We start from the raw sequence: 18,936 nt of genomic DNA on the forward strand, positions 1-18,936 counted from the left end.
TTCGAACGGTTCTCCGGCCGCCGGTCAGTAGCCGACGACCTCCGGCCAGTGCAGCTCGACCCCCTGCCCCTCCAGCCGCGCCTGGAAGGCGGCCAGCCGGTCCGGCCGGGCCCGCACCGCGCGCGGCGGCAGGTCGTGCTGCAGGCACCAGGCGGCGAGATGGCCCGCCACCTCGCCGATGTTCCATTCCACCGGGTGCAGCCGGTAGCAGCCATTGGTGATGTGGGTGGTGCCGATCGCCTTGCCGGCCGGCAGCAGGTTCTCGATCCGCCGCGGCAGCAGGGCGCCGAGCGGGATCTCGAACGGGCAGGACCCGACATCGATGTAGTTGTCGCCGCCGGTCGAGGGGTGCAGGTCGATCCGGTACATGCCGACGCCGACCGAGTCGCGGTAGCGCATGGCCCCGCGCGCGCCGCGCACCGCCAGCGACAGATCCTGCTCCACCACCGTGTACTCGGCCCGGATGCGGCGGGATTCGCGGATGTAGGGCGCCTGGGCCAGGCCGTCGAGCGTGCCGGTGACATCGCTGCGCAGCCTGAGGCCCGGGAAGCCCGTGCCGCCGTCCGGCCGCGGCGCCTCGGTCTGCAGCCAGTACAGGACGCAGCGCGACAGCTCGGCCGCGCCGGCCAAATGGCGCTGCGCCTCCGCCTCCGGCACCTCGAACACCGGCCCCTCGAAATAGTCGATCATCGGCCAGTTCACGAGGGTGATGTCGCTACCATAGGCGCCGCCGGTGAAGTTGCGGCGGGCGGCGATGCGCCGGAAGGTCCAGAGGTTGCCGTCGCCCGGGTTCAGCCGCTGGTCGGCATTCACCGCCAGCGGGTCGTCATCCGGGTTCGGGGTGAAGCTGCGCCCGACGATCTCCAGCGTGCGCGGATGCGGCGACTTCCAGCCCAGCAGCGGGCCGCCCCAGAACTCCGGCCGGTAGTCGCGCCAGAAGGCGTAGTTCGCCGGCCGGTCTCCGACATGGTTGCCGTCGACATGGTCGAGGGCGAAGCAGATCGACACCGCCTGCATGTTCAGCGGCTGGGCGGCCCAGGGCGCGCTCGGCTCCCCGGTCTCGCTGCGGGATTCGAAGCCGGTGACGTATTCGGTGCCGGTCAGCGGCAGCAGCGCCCCGGTCTCGGTCGCGTCCAGCACGTAGCGGCCGGAGGCGACGATGTCCGGCCCGCCATCGCGATGGGCCAGCCGGATGGCGCGCACCCGGTCGCCGTCGATATCCGCGGCCACCGGCCGGTAGGGCTGCAACACCTTGAGGCGGCCGGAGCCGCGCCAGGGCGCCAGCATCGCCTCGATCACCGCCAGGCCGACCCGCGGCTCGTGGCACAGCCGGCTGACCCAGCCGGCGCCGGGGTTCAGGTCGCGCCAGGCCCGGGCGCCCTCGGTCAGCGGATAGTGCCGGCGGTAGTGCTCGCGGATGCCGTCGCGCAGCGCCCGGTAGCTGGCGGTGGCGCCGAAGCGCTCGATCCAGGAATGCTCGTCGGGCGGCACCGCCTGGCTGGTCAGCTGGCCGCCCAGCCAGTCATACTCCTCGGTCAGGATCACCGAGCGGCCGGACCTGAGCGACGCCAACGCTGCCGCGACGCCGCCCAGGCCGCCCCCCACCACCAGCACATCCGCATCGAATTCGAGGGTCAATTCCGCCGCCCCTTCCGCTTGTCCGGTACCGGGCCGAGGGTCTGCCCCCCGGCCAGCTCGCAGGGCAGCAGCCGCTGCCGCCCGTCCTCCTGCCCGCCCATCACCAGGGTCAGGATCTCGACCGCCTGCCGCCCCATCTCCTCGCGCGGAATGCGGAAGCAGGTGAAGGCGATCTCGCTGGCGACCGGCCGCGTCGGGTTGCCCAGCGCGATCAGCGACAGGTCGTCCGGCACCGCCACGCCGCGGTCGCGCGCCGCCCGCTCCAGCACCACCGCATCGGCCTGGTCCTCGACCAGCGCCACGGTGGCGCCGGCGCGCAGCAGCCGGTCGACCAGTTCCCCCGGATCGTCGCCCAGGCCGGGCTCGTGGATCGTCTCCGCCCCCGCCTCCTCGACCCCGGCGCGGAAGCCGGCCCAGCGGTCGTCGGAGGATTCGGCGCCGGCGGCCGGGCCGATGAAGGCGAGGCGGCGGTGGCCGAGCGCCGCGGCCTGCCGCACCAGCGCCGTGGTGGCCGTGGCGTAGTCGGCGCCGACATAGGGCACCGGGCCGCCGGCATCCTCGCGGCGGCCGATGGCGACGAAGGGGTAGCGGCCGGCCACCAGCCGCGCCAGCTCGTCCCGGTCCAGCGTCCGGCCCAGCAGGATGCAGCCATCGGCCAGGCGCAGCCGGTTGTTCTCGTGGAAGATCCGGCGGCGCCCGTCCTGCACCGGCGCGCTGGTGAACAGCAGCAGGTCGTAGCCGAACCGCTCCGCCGCCCCTTCGATGCCGAGCAGGAAGGGCGTGTAGAAATCGGCCTGCAGCGTCGGGAACACCGGCTCATAGGTGAACACCCCGAGCAGGTGGTTGCGCCGCCCGACCAGCCTCTGCGCCGCCGGGTCGGCGACATAGCCGGTGGCGCGGATCACCTCCAGCACCCGTTCGCGCGTCTCCAGCGGGATCCGGGCCGAGCCGTCGTCGCGCCGGTTGAGCACGAGCGACACCGTCGCCTGGCTGACCCCCGCCAGCCTGGCGATGTCCCGCTGCGTCAGTCGAACGCCCTCCCCCGACATCGTCCATCCCTGATAATACGTATTATCGCGACGATAACGGCATCTGGGACGGCTGGTCAACCCTGCCTGGCCCCATCGCCGGCCCCGGGGAGCGGCAAATATTCCTCAATTATCCAAAGTGAAATGTCAGATTCAGCTTGTGAGATGTCACGTACAATGACACGCTCACGATATGTACGATCATTCCTCGCCCTTCGCCCTGGCGCGCACGCCGGGCGCCGAGCCGAAGTCGGCCTTCGCGCTGAAGCGGCTGCGCCGCGCCGTGATCGAATGCGAGCTGCGGCCGGGAACGGATTGCTCGGAACCTGATCTGGCCCGATGCTTCGGCCTGGGCCGGGCGGCCGTGCGCACCGCCCTCACCACCCTGGCCGCCGAAGGGCTGGTCGCGGTCGAGCCGCGCCGCGGCTGGCGGGTGGCACCGGTCACCGGCGCGCTGATCGGCGACGTGATCCGCGCCCGCCAGGCGCTGGAGCCCGGCCTGGCCGAGCTGCGGCTGACGGCCGACGCCGCCGCCGGGCTGACGGCGCTGACCCGCATGGGCATGGCGCTGCAGGGGCGGGAGGACCGCCAGGCCCTGGTGACGCTGCGCGCCGCCGACCGCCAGATCCTGGACCGGCTGGCGGCCCTGGCCGGCGGGCTGGTCGGGCGCTGGCTGGACGAGGCGTGGAACCAGGCGGACCGGATCGCGGCCTTCTTCGACCTCGCCGGGCGGCATCACCGGCCGCCGGGGCGCGAGGCGCTGGTCGCCGCCTTGGCCGCCGGCGACGCCGCGGCGGCCCGGCACGAGATCACGGCCGCACTGACGGCCTTCCAGGACTTCGCCACCGCCGCCCTGCTGTCCCTGCCCTCCTCGCTCGAGGTGGCCGGGGCGAAGCAGGACCGGCGGCGGCGACAAACCGGACCGGATGCGACGACGCCACAGGCGCGTCCGCACCGGCCGCACCAACAGGGGGACATCACATGACGCAGAACAGATGGCTCGGCGCGGCCCTGGGTGTCGCGCTCGGGGCGATGATGCTGGCGGCGGCCCCGGCCATGGCCAAGGACCGGCTCACCGTCGACCTGGTGAACGAGCCGTCGTCGCTGGACCCGCAGCTGCAATGGAATCCGGACAGCTACTACGTCTACCGCAACATCTTCGACAACCTGGTCACCCGCGACGACAAGGGCGAGATCGTCCCGCAGGTGGCGACGTCCTGGAAATACCTCTCGGACACCGAGATCGAGTTCCAGATCCGCGACGACATCACCTTCCATGACGGCAGCAAGCTGACGGCCGAGGATGTCGCCTTCAGCATCCGCCGCATCACCGACCCGAAATTCGCCAGCCCGCAGTTGGGCCAGTTCAACAAGATCACCGGCGCCGAGGCGACCGGCCCGACCACCGTCCGGGTGAAGACCGACGGCCCCTACCCGGCCCTGCTGGCGCAGCTGGTGAAGCTGTCGATCGTGCCGAAGCATGTGGTCGAGGCGGTGGGCAACGATGCCTTCAACCTGAAGCCGGTCGGCAGCGGGCCCTACAAGTTCGACAGCTGGCAGCGCGGCGTCGCCGTCACCCTGACCCGCAATGACGCCTATTGGGGCACCAAGGGACCGTTCCAGACCGCGGTGTTCCGCGCCGTGCCCGACGCCGCCACCCGCGTCGCCGACCTGCAGGCCGGCACCGCCGACCTGGTGGTGACGCTGGACAGCGACCTCGCCGCGCAGATCCAGGGCTCCGACAAGGTCAAGCCGCTGGTGGTGCTGACCGAGCGCGTGGCCTATCTACGGCTGAACCCGATGAACCCGCCTTTCAACAACCTCAAGCTGCGCCAGGCCGTGGCCTATGCCATCGACAAGCAGGGCCTGACCGAGGGCATCCTGGGCGGCTACGACAAGCCGGTGGCGGAGTTGCTGACCCCTGCCCATGTCGGCTGGACCGAGGGCATCGAGGGCTTTCCCTACGATCCGGAGAAGGCCAAGGCCCTGGTGGCCGAGGCCGGCGACGCGGCGAAGGTGGAGGCCGAGCTGTCCACCGCCCCGGTCTACGACCAGCGCATCGTCCAGGCGGTGCAGCAGCAGCTGACCGAGGTCGGGATCAAGGTGAAGATCACCATGACCGACATGGCCAGCTACCTGAAGCGGTCGCAGGGCAAGCCGGAGGAAGGCGCCAGCATCACCTTCGGCCGCTGGTCCTGCGCCTGCCAGGATGCCGACGGCGTGCTGTTCCCCCTGCTGCACAGCAGCAGCGGCTGGTCGAACTTCCGCAACGCCGAGGTCGACCGCCTGCTGGTCGAGGCACGCTCGACCCTGGACCAGGCAACCCGGCTGGACCGCTACGCCCAGGTGAACAGGATCGTCGCCACCGAGGTGCCGGCCCTGCCGCTGTACCAGGCGGCGATCATCTACGGCGCGGCCAAGGGGCTGAACTGGCAGCCGACGCCGAATGAGAGCCTGTTCCTGAACCGCATGTCCTGGACAGACTGACCATGGCACATCCGCTCAAGCCCGCCCTGCTGGGCGCGGCGCTGGCCTTCGCCCTGGCCCTCCCGGCCACGGCGGAGGCGAAGGACCGGTTCGTGGTCGACCTGGTCAACGAGCCGTCGACGCTGGACCCGCAACTGCAGTGGAACCCGGACAGCTACTACGTCTACCGCAACATCTTCGACAACCTGGTCACCCGCGACGACAAGGGCGGGATCGTCCCGCAGATCGCGACGGAATGGAAGACGCTGTCCGACACCCGGGTCGAGTTCGAGATCCGCGACGGCGTCACCTTCCATGACGGCAGCACGCTGACGCCGGAGGATGTCGCCTTCAGCGTCAACCGGATCATCGACCCGAAGCTGGCCAGCCCGCAGCAGGGCCAGTTCGACAAGATCGTGAAGGCCGAGGCGACCGGGCAGCACAGCGTCGTGCTGACTCTCGCCGGCCCCTACCCCGCTTTGCTGGCGCAGCTGGTGAAGCTGTCGATCGTGCCGAAGCACGTGGTCGAGGCGGTGGGCAACGATGCCTTCAACCTGAAGCCGGTCGGCAGCGGGCCCTACAAATTCGACGGCTGGCAGCGCGGCGTCGCCGTCACCCTGACCCGCAACGATGCCTATTGGGGAACGAAGGGCCCGTTCGCGACCGCGGTGTTCCGCGCCGTGCCCGACGCTGCCACCCGGCTGGCCGATGTCGAGGCCGGCAGCGCCGATCTGGCGGTGTCGCTCGATTCCGACCTGGCCGGCCAGCTCGAGGCCTCGGGCAAGGGCAAGCGGCTCTACACCCTGACCGAGCGGCTGGCCTATCTGCGGCTGAACCCGACGAAGCCGCCCTTCGACGACAAGCGGCTGCGCCAGGCCGTGGCCTATGCCGTCGACAAGGAGGGCATCACCCAGGGCATCCTCGGCGGGCTGGACAAGCCGATCGGCCAGATGGTGACGCCGGCGCATTTCGGCTGGTTCGAGGACATCCCCGGCCTGCCCTTCGACCCGGACAAGGCCAAGGCCCTGGTGGCCGAGGTCGGCGGGTCGCCGAAGGTCGAGATTGCCACCGGCGCGTTCTTCGACCAGCGCGTGGTCCAGGCGATCCAGCAGGAGCTGGCCGATGTCGGCTTCGACGCCAGCATCAACCTGGTCGATACCCCGACCTTCCTGAAGCTGATCCAGCAGGGCGCCCAGGGCGGCCCAACCCTGGCCGTCAGCCGGTCCTCCTGCGCCTGCCAGGATGCCGACGGGGCGCTGTACCAGCTGTTCCATTCCGGCAATCCCTGGACGATCGTCGAGAACAAGGAGGTCGATGGCTGGCTGGACGACGCCCGGTCGACGCTGGACAGCGACAGGCGGCTGACCGATTACCGCAAGGTCAGCACCTTCATCGCCACCGAGCTGCCGGTGGTGCCGCTGTTCCAGACCGTGGCGATCTACGGCGCCGCCAAGCCGCTGCAATGGACCCCGACGCCGAATGAGAGCCTGTTCCTGAACCGCATGTCCTGGTCGGAATGAGGGAGGATCAGCGCCCGGCATGACCGCCTTCCTGCTCCGCCGCCTGGGCCAGGCGCTGCTGACGATCTTCGGCGTCGCCACGCTGATCTTCTTCCTGCAGCGCCTGACCGGCGACCCGACCTACCTGCTGGTGCCGGACACCGCGACCCAGGCGGATATCGACGCGCTGCGCCACGCGCTGGGCTTCGACCGGCCGCTGTGGGTGCAGTACCTGTCCTTCCTGGGCGAGATCACGCGCTTCGATCTCGGCCGGTCGGTGGTGCAGAACGTGCCGGTGGCCGACATCATCGCCTCGCGCCTGCCCTACACCCTGGCGCTGGCCGCCGGGGCGCTGCTGGTCGCCTGCGGCATCGGCATCCCGGCCGGGGTGGCGCTGGCCCTGTGGCGCGACCGCTGGGTCGCGCGGATCCTGGCCGGGCTGGTGCTGGCGGCGCAGAGCATGCCGACCTTCTGGAGCGGCATCCTGATGATCCTGGTCTTCGCCGTCACGCTGGGCTGGCTGCCGCCCTCCTCCACCGGCGGGATCGACCATCTGGTGATGCCGTCGGTGGCGCTGGGGCTGCTGAGCATGGCGACCTTCGCCCGGGTGACGCGGACCGCCCTGCTGGAGGAGCTGTCGAAGGATTATGTCCGCACCGCCCGCGCCCGCGGCGCCGGCACCGGCCGCCTGCTGCTGCGCCACCTGGCCCGCAACGCCTCGATCCCGGTGATCACGGTCGCGGGCCTCGAGGTCTCGAACCTGCTGGCCGGCGCGGTGATCGTCGAGACCGTGTTCGCCTGGCCCGGGCTGGGGCAGCTGACGGTGCAGTCGATCCTGGCCCGCGACTTCCCGATCGTGCAGGGCGTCGTGCTGCTCGGTTCCTTCGTCACCGTCGCGCTGAACCTGCTGACCGACCTGCTGTACACCGCGGTCGACCCGCGCATCCGGCTAGGGAGCGCGCGATGACCGCCGCCGTCGACACATCTCCGGCCCCGGCCGCCAGGCGCAACCCGCTGCGGCGCGCCCTGCCCTTCATCATCCTACTGGCGCTGTTCGCCCTGGCCGCCATCCTGGCGCCGCTGGTGGCGCCCTACGACCCGAACGCGCAGAACCTGCTGGGCCGGCTGAAACCGCCCGGCACCGTTGCCCGCAACGTCCACTACCTGCTGGGCAGCGACGAGCTCGGCCGCGACCTGCTGAGCCGGCTGGTCTGGGGCGCACGGGTCTCGCTGCTGGTCGCGGTGCTGTCGGTGCTGATCTCCGGCGTCATCGGCACCGTGCTCGGCATGCTCGCCGGCTATCTGCGCGGGCCGGTCGAGATGGTGGTGATGCGGGTGGTCGACGTGTTCCTGTCGGTCCCCGCCATCCTGCTGGCGATCATCACCGTCGCCGTGGTCGGCCCCGGCCTCTTGAACGTCATCCTGGTGCTGGCCCTGACGCGCTGGCCGCGCTACGCCCGCGTCGCCTACGGCCAGACGCTGGCGATCGCCGGCCGGCCCTATGTCCGGCTGTCCGCCTTCATGGGCGCCGGTCCGTTCCGCGTCCTGTTCCGCCACATCCTGCCGAACATCCTGGGCGCCGTGACCGTGGTCGCGACGCTGGAGTTCGGGCTGATGGTGCTGTTCGAGGCCGGGCTGTCCTTCCTCGGCCTCGGCGTGCAGCCGCCGACCGCGAGCTGGGGCGCGATGCTGTCGACCGGCCGCAACTACGTCGCCACCGCCTGGTGGATCGCGACCTTCCCCGGCCTCTGCCTGTTTCTGCTGGTGCTCGCCGCCAACCTGATCGGCGACGCGCTCCGCGACCGTCTCGACCCCCACAGCCGATGAGGAACCCCATGAACATCCCCAGCGATCTGACCGGCAAGCGCGTGGTGGTGACCGGCGCCTGCGGCGTGGTGGGCAGCTGGATCGCCGCCGCCTTCGCCGAGGCCGGCGCCAGCCTGTGCCTGACCGACACGTCGGAGGCGGATCTCGACCGCCTGGCGATGAACCTGAAGGGCGACCGCTTCACCGTCGCCGCCGACCTGCGCAAGGCCGAGGAGATCGAGGCGCTGGCCGCCGAGGTCGCGGTCCGCTGGGGCACGGCGGACATCCTGGTCAACAATGCCGGCGTCTATCCCAGCGGCTTCCTGCTCGACATCGATGTCGAGGAATGGGACCGGATCTTCGAGGTCAATGTCCGCGCGCCCTTCCTGTTGAGCCGCGCCCTGGCGAAGCAGATGATCGCGGCCAAGGTGCCCGGCAGCATCATCAACATCTCCTCCGGCGCGTCGCGCAAGATGCGGCGGACCGTAGTGCCCTACTGCGTCTCCAAGACCGCGCTGGACCGGCTGACCAAAGGCTTCGCGCTGGAGCTGGCGGAGTTCGGCATCCGGGTCAACGCGGTCGAGCCCGGCTTCATCGCCGGCAGCAAGGTCAGCCTGCTGACCCAGGAGCATGTCGAGGCCACCAGCGGGTCGATCCCTCTGGGCCGCCCCTCCTCCGCCGCGGATGTCGGCAACGCCGTGCTGTTCCTGGCCAGCGACGCCGCTGCCTACATGACCGGGTCGACCATGACCGTCGACGGAGGCAACTCGATCGGGTCGATGGCCGTGTACCAGGCCAAGAAGTCGCCGCTGTAAGGAGGCCCCCGATGGTCCAGCCCTGGCCGCGCTACCAATGGCCGCAAGGCCGCGACAGCGCCTTCTGCTTCACCGTCGATGTCGACGCGGATTCGCCCTATCTGTGGCAGCAGCGGGCGCCGGAGGCGACGCGGTCGCTGGGCCAGCTGGAGCAGCGGCGCTTCGGCCCGCGCCTCGGGATCTGGCGGCTGCTGGACCTGCTGGACCGCTTCGGCATCAAGGGCAGCTTCTTTGTCCCCGGCGCGGTGGCCGAGGCCAATCCCGAGCTGCTGCCCGCCTTCCTGGAGCGCGGCCACGAGATCGGGCTGCACGGCTTCTTCCACGAGATCGTGGCGCAGAGCAGCGACGCCGAGTTCACCGGCGCGCTGGAGGCGGCGATCGAGGTGTTCCGCCGTCAGACCGGCGCGGTGCCGAAGGGCTTCCGCTCCCCGGCCTGGGAAATGACGCCGCACATGCTGGCCGAGATCCGCCGGCACGGCTTCTGGGACAGCTCGCTGGCGGGCGCGGACCACCCCTATGAGATCGACGGCGTGGTCGAGGTGCCGGTGCAATGGGCGATCGACGACGCCGTGTTCTTCAAGTTTTCCGGCGGCGGCACCGACCAGTGGCCGCCCGAGGCGCCGGGCCCGATCCTGGAGGGCTGGCTGGACGAGTGGGAAGGCCTGCGCCGCCTGAACGGCCTGTTCATGCTGACGGTCCATGACTGGATCTCCGGCCGCGCCCAGCGGCTGCGCCTGCTGGAGCGGCTGCTGGAGCAGGTCACGGCCGCGCCCGGCGTCTGGATCGCAACGGTCGGCGAGGTCGCGGCGTATCAAGCCGGCTCTGCCAATGCCGGGCGGTTCGTCGCCGCGTCGGACATCCCCGGCCCGGTCGAGCCGCGCCGCTTCGGGCGCAAGGCATGACCGTGGACGGCCGCAAGACCGAGATCCGCAGCCGCCACGGCCTGGTCGCGGCCCAGCATCGCTACGCGGCGGAAGCCGGCGCGGCGGTGCTGGCCCGCGGCGGCAACGCCATGGATGCGGCGGTGGTGGCGGCGCTGGTGCTGAGCGTGGTCGAGCCCTGGCTGTCCGGCATCGGCGGCGGCGGCTTCCTGCTGCATGCCGATGGCAGCACGGGCGCGGTCTCGACGCTGGATTTCAACGTCCGCGCCCCGGCGGCGCTGGACCCGGCCGACTATCCGCTGGCGGGGGCGGACACCGGCAACTGGTTCCAGTGGCCGTCGGTGGTCGAGGACCGCAACCTGATCGGCGGCCCCTCGATCTGCATCCCCGGCGCGATCGCCGGTCTGGCGGAGGCGCTGGAGCGCTTCGGCAGCATCGGCTGGGCCGAGGCGCTGGCGCCGGCCATCGACCATGCCGAGCGCGGGCTGGAGATCGACTGGTACGCCGCCTTCTGCCTCTCGATCGAGGCGCATGCGCTGGCCCGCTTCGCGCCGACGGCCGCGCTGCTGCTGGACGGCGGCGAGGCGCCGAAGGCGGCCGAGGGCAAGCACCGCCCGATGCTGGCCAAGGCGCGGATGCTGCGGCGCCTGGCGCAGGCAGGCGCCCGCGACTTCTACGAGGGCGAGACCGCGCGCGACTTGGCCGCCGACCTGGCCGAGGCCGGGTCCCGCATCACCGCCGCCGACCTCGCCGCCTACCGGCCGCGCTGGGCCGAGCCGCTGCGCGGCGCCTATCGCGGCCGCGACGTCTGGGCCATGCCGGGGCTGAGCGGCGGCCCCAGCCTGCTGGCGGCGCTGGAGCTGCTGGCGCCGCGCACCGCCTGGGGCGACCGGCCGGATGCGCGGGCGGCGCTGGCCTATGCCCGCGCGGCGCGCGAGGCCTATCGCCGGCGCCTGACCGGCATGGGCCATGCCGGCCTGTCCCGCGACCCCGGCTGCACCAGCCATGTCAGCGTCGTCGACGCGCAGGGCAACATGGTCTCGCTGACCAACACGCTCCTGTCCCGCTTCGGGTCGAAGGTGGTGCTGCCGCAGGCGGGCATCCTGATGAACAACGGCATGATGTGGTTCGATCCGCGGCCGGGCCAGCCGAACTCGATGGCCGGGGGCGCCCAGCCGCTGGCCAATATGTGCCCTCTGATCCTGGGCCGCGACGGCCGGCCGGAGCTGGCGATCGGCGCCGCCGGCGGCCGGTCGATCTTCCCGGCGCTGCTGCAGCTGATCTCCTATGTTGTCGATTACGGCATGACGCTGGAGGAGGCGTTCCACACCCCGCGCGTCGATGCCAGCACGCCGACCATCAAGGTGAACGCGGCCGCGGCCCCGGACGTCGCCGCCACGGTGGCGCGCGACTTCCCGGTGCAGATCGTCGAGGACACGCTGTATCCGGTGAACTTCGCCATCGCCTCCGCCGCCGCGCGCGACCCGGCGATCGGCGAGACGGTGGGCATGGCGCACCCGACCAGCCCCTGGTCCGGCGTCGCGGTCGGAGGGCCGGCCGATGCCTGAGGCGCTGCCCCTTCTCGCCATCGACGGCTTGAGGGTCGCCATCGGCGGCCGGTCCGTGGTCGACGGCGTGTCGCTGTCGATCGGCCGCGGCGAGGTGCTGGCCCTGGTCGGCGAAAGCGGCTGCGGCAAGAGCCTGACCGCCCTGTCGGTGCTGCGCCTGCTGCCCGCCGCCGCCCGCATCGCCGGCGGCACCGTGGCCATGGACGACACCGACCTGCTGGCGCTGGACGAGGCAACGCTGCGCGACCTGCGCGGCAACCGGGTGTCGGTGATCTTCCAGGAGCCGGTGGCGTCGCTGAACCCGCTGGTGCGGGTCGGCGACCAGGTGGCGGAAAGCCTGCGGCTGCATCGCGGCGCTTCGGCCGCCGAGGCCCGTCGCGAGGCGGTCGCCATGCTGGCGCGGGTCGGCATCGCCGATCCGGAGCGGCGGGCCGCGCAGTTCCCGTTCGAGCTGTCGGGCGGCATGTGCCAGCGGGTGATGATCGCGTCGGCCCTGATCTGCCGGCCGGAGATCCTGATCGCCGACGAGCCGACCACGGCGCTGGACGTCACCATCCAGGCGCAGATCCTGGACCTGCTGAAGACCCTGCGGGCCGAGGCCGGCAGCGCCATCCTGCTGATCACCCACGATATGGGCGTGGTGGCCGACATGGCCGACCGGGTGGCGGTGATGTATGGCGGCACGGTGGTCGAGAGCGGGCCGGTCGACGCCCTCTTCGACGCCCCCGCCCACCCCTACACCAAGCTGCTGCTGGCCACCGTGCCGCGCCTCGACGGGCCGCGGCGGGAGGAGCTGAAGACCATCGCCGGCGCGGTGCCGGACGCGGCGAGCTGGCCGCAGGGCTGCCGCTTCCGCACCCGCTGCCCGCTGGCCGACGAGCGCTGCGCCGAGACCCCGCCGCTGGAGCCGGCGCGGCACGCCGGCATGAATGGAAAGGCCGGTGCCTCCCCCTCACCCGAAATCGCTGACGCGATTTCGACCTCTCCCCGGGGGAGAGGTGAAGAAGCCCTCTCCCCCGGGGAGAGGGAGGGGCCCGGCGCGCAGCGACGGGAGGGTGAGGGGGAGCAGGCCTCTCCATCGCGAACCAATCCGGCAACAGACCATTTGGCCGCATGCTGGCACAGCAATCGCGTAGGGGAGCTGGCATGACCGGAGCCCCGCTCCTCTCGGTCCGCGACCTCGCGGTGCATTTCCCGATCCGGGGCGGCGCGGCCAAGGGCGCCGTGGTCAAGGCGGTGGACGGCATCTCGCTGGAGCTCGAGGCCGGCCGCACCCTGGCGCTGGTGGGCGAAAGCGGCTGCGGCAAGTCGACCACCGGCTACGCCATCCTGGGGCTGGAGCGGGCGACGCGCGGCAGCGTGGCCTTCGAGGGCCGCGACGTCACCCACGCCGCCCCAGCCGAGCGCCGCGCCTTGGCCGGCGCCATGCAGATCGTGTTCCAGGACCCCAGCGCGGCGCTGGACCCGAAGATGCGGATCGGCGCCAGCATCGCCGAGCCGCTGGCGATCCGCGGCACGTCGGGCGCGGAACGCCGCCGCCGGGTCGCCGAGCTGCTGGACCTGGTCGGCCTGCCCGCCGGCTACGCCCAGCGCACCCCCAACGAGCTGTCGGGCGGGCAGCGCCAGCGGGTGGTGATCGCCCGCGCCTTGGCGCTGTCGCCAAAGCTGCTGGTGTGCGACGAACCAGTCTCGGCGCTGGACGTCTCGATCCGCTCGCAGATCCTGAACCTGCTGGTGCGGCTGCAGGACCAGCTCGGCCTGGCCTATCTGTTCATCAGCCACGATTTGTCGGTGGTCCGCCACATCGCCGACCGGGTGGCGGTGATGTATCTCGGCACCATCGTCGAGCAGGGTGACACCGATGCCGTCTTCGCGGCGCCGCGCCACCCTTACACCGAGGCCCTGCTGTCGGCGATCCCGCTGCCCGACCCGCGGGCGCAGCGTCAGCGCCGCAAGATCATCCTGTCCGGCGACCTGCCGAGCCCGCTGGCGGCGCCCGCCGGCTGCCCCTTCGTCAGCCGCTGCCCGATCCGGGTCGAGGATTGCGCCGCCATCCGCCCGGCGCTGCGCCCGGCCGAAGGCGGCACCGAGGCCGCCTGCCTGGTGCGGGCGGGGTGACGACGGGCGATCGAAGGCCCGGCCCGGGGCATGGTGGGGGTTAGCCCCGGGCCGGGCTGGGCACTCGGGGAAGTGTGAGCGCCGCTGATGTGACGATTCCGGACGGCGATCTCTTCCATCATTTCGGCCGAGCGAAGCGATCCGGTCAGTCGACGACTGCCTCGGCCTCGATCTCGACCTCGTAATCGCCGACCAGGGCGCCGGCCTGCACCAGGGTGTTGGCCGGCTTGACCGCGCCGAACACCCGGCCATGGGCGCGCGACACCGGCTCCCACATCGCCGCGTCGCGCAGATAGATGCGGGTGCGCACCACATCCTCAATCGACCCGCCGAGCGCGGAGATCGAGGCGGCGATCTTGTCGAGGATGTAGGTGGCCTGGGCCCCTGGGTCGCCCGGCGCGACGCAGCGGCTGCCGCCATGGGTGGCGGTGGTGCCGGAGATTCGGATCGTGTCCTTCACCCGCACGGCGCGGCTGTATCCCGCGATCGGCTCCCACACGCTGCCGGAGGAGACGCGCAGACGGTCCGGCCGGCCGGGCACCGGCTCCGCCGCGAAGATCGACGGCAGCGCGTCGAGATGGTGGCTGAGATCGCCCGAGGCGGTGAGATAGGGCGGCCGCCGGTACTCGTCGCCGCAATCGCCCGGGATCGGCGTGGCCGCGGCGAAGGCGTCCTCGAGATGCGCCCGGTCCTCTGCATCGAGGGCGAAGACGAAGGCGGCGAGGTTGTCGGCGCGATGCTCGCTCTCGCCCAGCCGGGCGCCGATGATCGCGGCCGCCACCGCCTCATGCTCCAGCACCCAGCGCGTGGCGACGTTGGAGAGGGAGACGTGGTGCTTGCGGGCGATATCAGCCGCCGCCCGCAGGATGCCCTGGAACACCGCCCAGCCGCCCGCCGCGTCGATGAAGCGCTTGTACTTCGACCGGCTCCAATCCGGTATCGAAGCGGGCTCCGGCTTGCCGAGCCACTTGTCGGAAAGGAAGCCGCCGCACAGCGTGCCATAGGCCAGCAGCTTAACGCCCTTGGCCCGGCACAGATCGGACAGCGCGCCGGCGGCGCGGCGGTCGACCAGGGAGAAGGAGACCTGGTTGGTCAGCACCGGCACGCCGTCGGCCAAGGCCACCGCCAGATGCGCGGCGTCGAAATTGGTGACGCCGATGGCCCCGATCAGCCCCTCGTCCCGCAGTCGCGCCATCTCGTGCAGCGCGTCGAGCCAGGCCGGATGCTCGAAGCTCCACCAGTGGAACTGCAGCAGGTCGACCCGGTCGACGCCGAGCCGGCCCAGCCGCTCCTGCACGCCGCGGCGGACCACGTCGGCGGTCATCGGCCCCGGCTCCGGGCACCATTTGGTGAAGGCCAGTGGCCGCGGCGCCGCCCGGTGTCGGGCCAGCAGGCGGCCGGCGATCAGCTCGGCACTGCCGTAATGGTCGGCCATGTCGAAGGTGTCGAAGCCGGCCTGGGCATAGGCGTCGAGGGCATCGGCGCCGCGCTCGGGGTCGAGCGTGACGCCGCCCTTCTCCAGGTCGGCCACCTGCCACAGCCCGCAGACCAGCCGGCTGATCCAGAGGCCGGGGCCGAGATCGACGCGCTCAGGGGTTGCCGGCACGGGATTTCTCCTTGTTGGTCCGGCGCGAGAACCGGCCGAGAGGGCGCGACATCCCGCGGTCCTCGCCCAGGATGCCGCGCGGGCGCAGCAGCAGGACGGCACAGAGCGCGACGCCGATCATGACGATCTGCAGGGCGGCGGCGCGCGCCTGCTGGTCGGGCGGGAACAGGGCCGAGATGGCGCCGCCCGACGCCGCCCACAGGCCCCAGACGAAGACCGCGCCCAGGATGGCGCCGAGATTGCTGCCCGAGCCGCCGACGATCAGCATCGCCCAGACCTGGAAGGTCAGCCGCGGCAGGTAGTTGTCGGGCGCGATGAAGCCGATGAAATGCGCCTGCACCGCGCCGGCCAAGCCCATGATGCCGCCGCCGATGGCGAAGGCCTGCAGCCGGAACGACACCGCGTTCTTGCCCAGCGCCCGCGCCGCCGTCTCGTCCTCGCGGATCGCCCGCAGCACCCGGCCCCAGGGGCTGCGCACCAGCCGCTGCAGCGCCCAGTACAGCACCAGCACGACCGCCGCGACCACGGCGAAATTGGCCAGGCCGAACAGCAGCGGGTCGTCGGCCAGGCCGGCGAAGGGCCGCGGGATGAAGCCGATGCCGAAGGGCCCGCCGGTGACCTTGACCATGTTGAGGGCGCAGAGCTGCACGGCCACGGCGACGCCGAAGGTGGCGATGGCCAGGTAGTCGGCCCGCAGCCGGATGGTCAGCGCACCGATCAGGAACGACACCAGCGCCGTGGCCAGCGCCCCGCCCAGCCAGCCGACGACGATCGGCAGGCCGAAGCCGCCGAACCGGTCCGCCGCCTCCGGCGTGGTCAGCAGCGCCGAGACATAGGCGCCGATGGCGACGAAGCCGGCGACGCCGACATTGAACAGCCCGGTCTGGCCCCATTGCACGTTCAGGCCGAGACACATGATCGCGTAGGTCAGCGCCATGGTCAGGAAGAAGCAGCCATAGGCGACCAGCTCGACGCTCATCCCGCCCTCCCGAACAGGCCCTGGGGGCGCAGCAGCAGCACCAGCACCAGCACGACGAAGGACACGGCGGCGCGCCATTCGCCGCCGACCAGCGGCACGGCCACCGCCTCGGCCAGGCCGACGACGAGGCCGGCCAGCATCGCCCCCGGCACGCTGCCGATGCCGCCGAGGATCGCGGCGGCGAACAGCGGCAGCAGCAGGTCCAGCCCCATCTGCGGCCGGATCTGCACCAGCAGGCCGGCGAAGATCCCGGCCACCGCGGCCAGCCCCGCCCCCAGCAGCCAGACGATGCGGATGACGCGGCGGACATCGATGCCGACGACGCCGGCTAGCTGCGGGTTCTCGCTGACCGCGCGCATCGCCCGGCCGGTCGCGGTCCGGGTCAGCAGCAGATGCACCGCAAGGACCAGGACCAGGGCGACGCCGAGGGTCAGCAGCTGGTCGGGCGTGGCCCGCAGGCCGCCGCCCAGCTTCACGGCGATCTGCAGCGCCTTGGTGTAGTAGGCCGGCTTGGAGGTGAAGATGAACTCCAGCAGGCTGCGCAGCGTCAGCGCCGCGCCGAAGCTGGCCATCACCAGGATGATGATGCTGCTGCGCTTGTCGCGCAGGCGGCCGAACAGCAGCGCGTCGACCAGCAGAGCCAGCCCGCCGGTAAAGGCCACCGCGATCAGCACCGCGAGCGGCAACGCCCAGCCGAAGGAGAACGGGCCGATCGGGGTCAGCAGGCCGCCGGAGACGTTGCCCAGCGCCCCGGCCGCGGCCAGGGCGGCATAGGCGCCCCAGGACAGGAATTCGCCATGGGCGAAATTGGCGAAGCGCAGGATCGAATAGGTCAGGGTCACGCCGATGGCGCCGAGGCCGATCATCGCCCCGGTGATCAGCCCGTCCATGATCACCTGCGGGGTCATGGCGCGGCCTCGGCACGGCGGGCGCCGAGATAGAGCTCGGCGACGATCGGGTCGTCCGCCAACCCCGCCGCCGGCCCCTCGTGGCGCACTTGCCCTTCGACCAGGATCACGGCGCGGTCGGCGATGGCCAGGGCCGCCTTCACATTCTGCTCCACCAGCACGATGGTGACGCCGGCCCGGTTGATCGCCTTCAGCCGGGCGAACACCTCGGCCACGATCTTCGGCGACAGGCCGGCCGAGGGCTCGTCCAGGATCAGCACCGACGGCTCGACGATCAGGGCGCGGGCCACCGCCAGCATCTGGCGCTGCCCGCCCGACAGCTGCCCGGCCCGCAGCGACGGCCGCGCCGCCAGGTCGGGGAAGGTGTCGTAGAGCGCGGCGATGCGCCCGGCCCGCCGGTCCTTCGGCAGGATGTCGGCCGCGGCGCGCAGGTTGTCGTGGATCGACAGCGTGGCGAAGATGTTCTCGGTCTGCGGCACGAAGGCCAGGCCGTGGCGGATCTTCTCATGCGCCGGCACGGCGGTGATGTCGGCGGCGCCCAGCGCCATGGTGCCGGAATGGACCGGCACCAGACCGGCGATGGCCTTGACGAAGGTCGACTTGCCGGCGCCGTTCGGCCCCAGCAGCACCACCAGTTCCCCCTGCCCCGCCCGGAAGTCGACGCCGCGCACGATCGGCAGGTCGGGCTCGTAGCCGGCGACGAGGCCGCGGGTCGAGAGGGCCGCCTGCCCGGTCATGCCGCCGCCCCGCCGAGATAGGCGTCGACCACCGCCGGGTGGCGCGCCACCTCGGCCGGCGCGCCTTCGGTCAGGAACCGGCCCGAGGCCATGACCACGACCCGGCCGCACAGCCGCGCCACCATCTCCATATTGTGCTCGATCAGCAGGATCGAGCGGCCCTGGCGGTTCAGCTCGAGAATCCGGTCGATGATCAGCTCCAGCAGCGTCGGATTGACGCCGGCCGCCGGCTCGTCCAGCAGGATCGCCTGCGGGTCGGCCATCAGCACCCGCGCCAGCTCCAGGAGCTTGCGCTGGCCGCCGGACAGCACGCGCGCCGGCTCATGCTCCAGATGCGACAGGGTGACGAAATCCAGCAGCGCCCGCGCCTTCGTCGTCGCCGCCCGCTCCTCCGCCGCCACCCGGCCGGGGCGCAGGAAGTTCGGCCACAGCTTTTCGCCCGACTGGCGCTGGCCGCCGGCCAGCACATTCTCCAACACCGTCATCTCGGCGAAGGGGCGCGGGATCTGGAAGGTGCGGGCCACGCCATGGGCGATGCGCCGCTCCGGCCCGCTTCGCGACAGCTCGCGCCCGGCGACGCGGATCGATCCGGCGCCAGGCGCCAGGCTGCCGGCCAGCAGGTTGAACACGGTGGTCTTGCCGGCGCCGTTGGGGCCGATCAGCCCCAGCATCTCGCCGGGACGGAGCGCGATCGACATGCCGTCCACCGCGCGTAGCCCGCCGAATTGCTTGACCAGGTCGCGCCCCTCGATCACCGGCGCGGCCGCGGCGGCGGGATCCTTCGGGGCATGTGCGGCTGGCTGCATCCGCCTCGGACCAATTTTGATCGGTGATGTTTGATCAAAGTTTACAGCCGGCAGGATGGCAAGTAGAAAATTGGAGCAGCC

General features: G+C 71.7%; 17 protein-coding genes. 10 read left to right on the forward strand and 7 right to left on the reverse strand.

What is annotated here, in order from left to right; all coding sequences use genetic code 11:
* Positions 1-24 precede the first annotated feature (24 nt).
* Positions 25-1,638: an FAD-dependent oxidoreductase gene (locus BWR60_RS03585; RefSeq protein ID WP_088149637.1), complete on the reverse strand. Its 1,614-nt coding sequence runs from the start codon at positions 1,636-1,638 to the stop codon at positions 25-27.
* A complete protein-coding gene (locus BWR60_RS03590) occupies positions 1,635-2,687 on the reverse strand; it encodes a LacI family DNA-binding transcriptional regulator (RefSeq protein WP_088149638.1) in 1,053 nt (350 codons plus the stop codon). The genes BWR60_RS03585 and BWR60_RS03590 overlap by 4 nt, the downstream gene beginning before the upstream one ends.
* A gap of 172 nt (positions 2,688-2,859) precedes the next feature.
* Between BWR60_RS03590 and BWR60_RS03595 the strand changes: the two genes are divergently transcribed.
* The 10 genes from BWR60_RS03595 to BWR60_RS03640 are packed head-to-tail and all read left to right on the forward strand — an operon-like array spanning position 2,860 to position 13,819.
* A complete protein-coding gene (locus tag BWR60_RS03595) occupies positions 2,860-3,651 on the forward strand; it encodes a GntR family transcriptional regulator (protein WP_088149639.1) in 792 nt (263 codons plus the stop codon).
* On the forward strand, positions 3,648-5,153 hold the full coding sequence (locus BWR60_RS03600; protein WP_088149640.1) for an ABC transporter substrate-binding protein: 1,506 nt from the start codon (positions 3,648-3,650) through the stop codon (positions 5,151-5,153). The genes BWR60_RS03595 and BWR60_RS03600 overlap by 4 nt, the downstream gene beginning before the upstream one ends.
* Before the next feature lie 2 nt (positions 5,154-5,155).
* Positions 5,156-6,652: an ABC transporter substrate-binding protein gene (locus BWR60_RS03605; protein WP_088149641.1), complete on the forward strand. Its 1,497-nt coding sequence runs from the start codon at positions 5,156-5,158 to the stop codon at positions 6,650-6,652.
* 19 nt (positions 6,653-6,671) lie between these two features.
* Positions 6,672-7,598 carry an ABC transporter permease gene (locus tag BWR60_RS03610; RefSeq protein WP_088149642.1) on the forward strand — a complete coding sequence of 309 codons (927 nt, stop codon included), beginning with the start codon at positions 6,672-6,674 and terminating at the stop codon, positions 7,596-7,598.
* Entirely contained in the window at positions 7,595-8,458 is an 864-nt protein-coding gene (locus tag BWR60_RS03615; protein WP_088149643.1) for an ABC transporter permease, read from the forward strand. Before BWR60_RS03610 ends, BWR60_RS03615 begins: the two co-directional genes overlap by 4 nt.
* An 8-nt stretch (positions 8,459-8,466) precedes the next feature.
* Positions 8,467-9,252 carry an SDR family NAD(P)-dependent oxidoreductase gene (locus BWR60_RS03620; protein ID WP_088149644.1) on the forward strand — a complete coding sequence of 262 codons (786 nt, stop codon included), beginning with the start codon at positions 8,467-8,469 and terminating at the stop codon, positions 9,250-9,252.
* An 11-nt stretch (positions 9,253-9,263) separates the two neighbouring features.
* Positions 9,264-10,154, forward strand: a complete 891-nt coding sequence (locus tag BWR60_RS03625) for a polysaccharide deacetylase family protein (RefSeq protein WP_088149645.1) — start codon at positions 9,264-9,266, stop codon at positions 10,152-10,154.
* Positions 10,151-11,701 (forward strand): gamma-glutamyltransferase, encoded by a 1,551-nt coding sequence (locus BWR60_RS03630; protein WP_088149646.1) that lies wholly within the window; start codon positions 10,151-10,153, stop codon positions 11,699-11,701. Before BWR60_RS03625 ends, BWR60_RS03630 begins: the two co-directional genes overlap by 4 nt.
* A complete protein-coding gene (locus BWR60_RS03635; protein WP_088149647.1) occupies positions 11,694-12,851 on the forward strand; it encodes an ABC transporter ATP-binding protein in 1,158 nt (385 codons plus the stop codon). The genes BWR60_RS03630 and BWR60_RS03635 overlap by 8 nt, the downstream gene beginning before the upstream one ends.
* Positions 12,848-13,819: an ABC transporter ATP-binding protein gene (locus BWR60_RS03640; RefSeq protein WP_088149648.1), complete on the forward strand. Its 972-nt coding sequence runs from the start codon at positions 12,848-12,850 to the stop codon at positions 13,817-13,819. The genes BWR60_RS03635 and BWR60_RS03640 overlap by 4 nt, the downstream gene beginning before the upstream one ends.
* 145 nt (positions 13,820-13,964) lie before the next feature.
* On the opposite strand, the gene BWR60_RS03645 is transcribed toward BWR60_RS03640, so the two are convergent.
* The 5 genes from BWR60_RS03645 to BWR60_RS03665 are packed head-to-tail and all read right to left on the reverse strand — an operon-like array spanning position 13,965 to position 18,855.
* On the reverse strand, positions 13,965-15,425 hold the full coding sequence (locus BWR60_RS03645; RefSeq protein WP_088149649.1) for an aldo/keto reductase: 1,461 nt from the start codon (positions 15,423-15,425) through the stop codon (positions 13,965-13,967).
* Positions 15,409-16,404, reverse strand: a complete 996-nt coding sequence (locus tag BWR60_RS03650; RefSeq protein WP_088149650.1) for a branched-chain amino acid ABC transporter permease — start codon at positions 16,402-16,404, stop codon at positions 15,409-15,411. Before BWR60_RS03650 ends, BWR60_RS03645 begins: the two co-directional genes overlap by 17 nt.
* On the reverse strand, positions 16,401-17,312 hold the full coding sequence (locus BWR60_RS03655) for a branched-chain amino acid ABC transporter permease (RefSeq protein WP_088149651.1): 912 nt from the start codon (positions 17,310-17,312) through the stop codon (positions 16,401-16,403). The genes BWR60_RS03650 and BWR60_RS03655 overlap by 4 nt, the downstream gene beginning before the upstream one ends.
* The gene (locus tag BWR60_RS03660) at positions 17,309-18,049 is read right to left on the reverse strand and encodes an ABC transporter ATP-binding protein (protein WP_088149652.1); all 741 of its coding nucleotides are present in this window, start codon (positions 18,047-18,049) and stop codon (positions 17,309-17,311) included. Before BWR60_RS03660 ends, BWR60_RS03655 begins: the two co-directional genes overlap by 4 nt.
* On the reverse strand, positions 18,046-18,855 hold the full coding sequence (locus BWR60_RS03665) for an ABC transporter ATP-binding protein (RefSeq protein WP_088149653.1): 810 nt from the start codon (positions 18,853-18,855) through the stop codon (positions 18,046-18,048). The genes BWR60_RS03660 and BWR60_RS03665 overlap by 4 nt, the downstream gene beginning before the upstream one ends.
* Positions 18,856-18,936 lie beyond the last annotated feature (81 nt).

The sequence above is a fragment of the Inquilinus limosus genome (assembly GCF_002195995.1).
Lineage (GTDB): Bacteria > Pseudomonadota > Alphaproteobacteria > DSM-16000 > Inquilinaceae > Inquilinus > Inquilinus limosus_C.